Origin of the sequence: Hansschlegelia beijingensis, assembly GCF_045505405.1 — a bacterium.
Taxonomy (GTDB): domain Bacteria; phylum Pseudomonadota; class Alphaproteobacteria; order Rhizobiales; family Methylopilaceae; genus Methylopila; species Methylopila beijingensis_A.
Genome location: NZ_JBJKEX010000351.1, coordinates 1 through 3,141, shown reverse-complemented (window position 1 = coordinate 3,141; position 3,141 = coordinate 1). Strand labels below are relative to the sequence as shown.

Here is a 3,141-nt window from a genome sequence, read left to right as displayed (position 1 = left end):
GCGACGTCCGCGCGGCCGGGGCCCCGGCTGGAGACCGGCGCCGATGTAGCAGCCGCCTTCCCGCAGCGGCCGAGGCCGCTGCCTGCGCCTGATCAACAGCACAAACGGCTCATGCGCCGTCTTCAGGAATCAACCAGATGACGAAGCTTTCCCGCCTCATCCGCCTGTCCCTCGCGGCGACGCTGCTCGCCGCCGCCGCAGGCGTTCCGGGCGCTTCCGCGGCCGACCGCGTCCTGCGGATCGGCTACCAGAAATACGGCACCCTGATCCTGCTGAAGGGCAAGGGCACGCTCGAAGAGAAGCTCAAGCCGCTCGGCGTCACGGTCAAATGGGCCGAGTTCCAGTTCGGCCCGCCTCTGCTGGAGGCCGTCAACGCCGGGGCGATCGACTTCGGCACGACCGGCGAGGCGCCGCCGATCTTCGCCCAGGCGGCGAGCGACAGGCTGGCCTATGTGGCGAACGATCCAGCCTCGCCGCGGGGCGAGGCGATCCTCGTCCCGAAGGACAGCCCGATCCGGACGCTGGCCGACCTCAAGGGCAAGAACATCGCGGTCGCGAAGGGCTCCAACAGCCACTACCTGCTGGTGAAGGCGCTCGAGAAGGGCGGCGTGCCCTATTCCGACGTGACGCTGTCCTGGCTGGCCCCGGCCGACGCGCGCTCCGCCTTCACGCGCGGATCGGTCGACGCCTGGTCGGTGTGGGACCCCTATTACGCGGCCGCGGAAGCGGCGGGCGCGCGGGTGCTGACGGACGGGACCGGCATCGTCGAGAACCACCAGTTCTTCCTGACCTCGCGCGACTACGCGAAGGACAATGAAGACGTGTTGCGGGCGGTGCTCGAAGAGCTGCGCGCGGTGGAGGAATGGGTGGCGAAGGACCCGGCGGCGGCCGCGGCCGAGCTCGCGCCGCTCGTCGGCATCCCGGCGCCGCTGCTCACGACCGCGATCTCCCGCCAGGGGCTGGGCGTCCGGCCGGTCACGCCGGAGGTCGTCGCCGCCCAGCAGCGCATCGCCGACGCCTTCCTGAAGCTGAAGCTCCTGCCAAAGCCCATCGTCGTCGAAGACGCCGTCCTGAAGCTCAAGACCGCGGAGGTCGCGAAATGAGCCGTCACGCCGCGCATCAGGCCAGTGTGCTGTGGTTCCTGCCGACCCATGGCGACGGCCGCTATCTCGGCTCCGCGAAGGGCGGCCGCGCCGTCGACCTGAGCTATCTCACGCAGGTCGCGCAGGCGGCCGACCGGCTCGGCTATTTCGGGGTCCTGCTGCCGACCGGCAAATCCTGCGAGGACAGCTGGGTCGTCGCCTCGGCGCTCGCGCCGCTGACGCAGCAGCTTCGCTTCCTGGTGGCGGTGCGGCCGGGGCTGCAGTCCCCCACGGTCGCTGCGCGCATGACCGCGACCCTCGACCGGATCTCGAACGGCCGGCTTCTGATCAACGTCGTCACCGGCGGCGACCCGGTCGAGAACGCCGGCGACGGCGTCTTCCTCGACCATGACGAGCGCTACGAGGTCACGAACGAGTTCCTCGAGATCTATCGCGACCTGCTGCGCGGCAGGACCGTGAACCATGCCGGCGAGCACCTGCGGATCGAAGGCGGCAAGCTGCTGTTCGAGCCGCACCAGAAGGACGGCCCGCCGCTGTATTTCGGCGGCTCGTCCCCGGCGGCGACCAACGTCGCGGCCGCTCATGTGGACAAGTACCTGACCTGGGGCGAGCCCCCGGCGCAGGTCGCGGAGAAGATCGCAGGCGTGCGGACGCTGGCGGATCGCATCGGCCGGAAGGTCACCTTCGGCATCCGTCTGCACGTGATCGTGCGCGAGACCAACGCCGAGGCGTGGGCCGCCGCCGACAGGCTGATCAGCCAGGTCGACGACCAGACGATCGCGGCCGCGCAGAAGGTCTACGCCCGCATGGACTCGGTGGGACAGCAGCGGATGGCCGCCCTGCATGGCGGGCGGCGCGACAGGCTCGAGGTCAGCCCGAACCTGTGGGCCGGCGTCGGCCTGGTGCGCGGCGGCGCCGGAACCGCGCTGGTCGGCGATCCGCAGACGGTCGCGACGCGCATGAAGGAGTACATGGCGGCCGGCGTCGACACCTTCATCCTCTCCGGCTACCCGCACCTCGAGGAGGCCTATCGCGTGGCGGAGCTGGTGTTCCCGCTGCTTCCGCTGGCGACGCAGACCGGCCACCGGCCCGTCCCGGTCAACATGGGCCCGTTCGGCGAGACGATCGCGAACGCCGCGCGGCCCGAGCTGCGGATCGCCGAGTCGTGAGCGAGAGCGCCCGGCCGCTGGTCGCGGTGATCGGCGGCGGCTTCGTCGGCGCCGCGCTGGCCTATCAGCTGGCCCGACGGGCGCCGGACGTGTTCCGGATCGTCGTCATCGAGCCGCGGTCGCAGCTCGGCGGCGGCCTCGCCTACTCGACGCCCGATCCGGCGCACCGGACCAACGTGCCGGCGTCGCGCATGAGCTTCCTGCCGTCCGACCCCTGCCATTTCGACCGCTGGCTGAAGGCCGACGGGGCGCTGCGCGACGACCCCGAGGCGACGCTGCCGGACGGCCGGAAGTTTCCGCGTCGAAACCTGTTCGGCCGCTACGCCGCCGAAACGATCGAGCCGTTCCTCCTGACCGGCGAGATCGAACATCTCTGCGACAGTGCGTCGGCGGTCCACGAGACCGTCGACGGCTACCGGATAGAGCTCGCCGAAGGCGCCGCCCTGCAGGCGGACTTCGTTGCGCTCGCCGCCAGCCATCCGGCGCCGGCCGCCCCGCCGCCGCTCGCGCATTTCGCCGGCGATCCGCGGCTGATCCGCAACGCGATGACCGGCAAGGCGTTGCGCCGACTCCCCCCGGACTCCCGCCTGCTGATCGTGGGATGCGGGCTCGCCATGGCGGACATCGTGGCGTCGCTGGACGCGCGCGGACATAGCGGCCCGATTCACGCGATCTCCCGGCGCGGCCTCATTCCGCGCCCGCACGCCGGAACGCCGGGCGAGTTCGGCGCCTTCGCCGAAGCCCCGAGCCGCACGGCGCTGGCCCTCCGCTGGTGAACGAGCCGCCGAACGTGCTGACGCCGAAGGAGTTCGCCAGGCGCGCCCAGGAACTCGAGGCCCTGGGCGTCGAGGTAGAGGTGCTGGACGAGA

General features: G+C 71.3%; 3 protein-coding genes. All 3 read left to right on the top strand.

Annotation, left to right across the window (positions count from 1 at the left end; translation table 11 throughout):
* The first annotated feature begins 137 nt into the window (after positions 1-137).
* Genes ACIKT0_RS15845 through ACIKT0_RS15835 form a run of 3 tightly spaced genes read left to right on the top strand, consistent with a single transcriptional unit; the run spans position 138 to position 3,048 of the window.
* The gene (locus tag ACIKT0_RS15845) at positions 138-1,103 is read left to right on the top strand and encodes a sulfonate ABC transporter substrate-binding protein (RefSeq protein WP_407106304.1); all 966 of its coding nucleotides are present in this window, start codon (positions 138-140) and stop codon (positions 1,101-1,103) included.
* Positions 1,100-2,272 carry an FMNH2-dependent alkanesulfonate monooxygenase gene (gene ssuD, locus ACIKT0_RS15840; RefSeq protein ID WP_407106303.1) on the top strand — a complete coding sequence of 391 codons (1,173 nt, stop codon included), beginning with the start codon at positions 1,100-1,102 and terminating at the stop codon, positions 2,270-2,272. Before ACIKT0_RS15845 ends, ssuD begins: the two co-directional genes overlap by 4 nt.
* Entirely contained in the window at positions 2,269-3,048 is a 780-nt protein-coding gene (locus ACIKT0_RS15835; protein ID WP_407106302.1) for an FAD/NAD(P)-binding protein, read from the top strand. Before ssuD ends, ACIKT0_RS15835 begins: the two co-directional genes overlap by 4 nt.
* Positions 3,049-3,141: the final 93 nt, after the last annotated feature.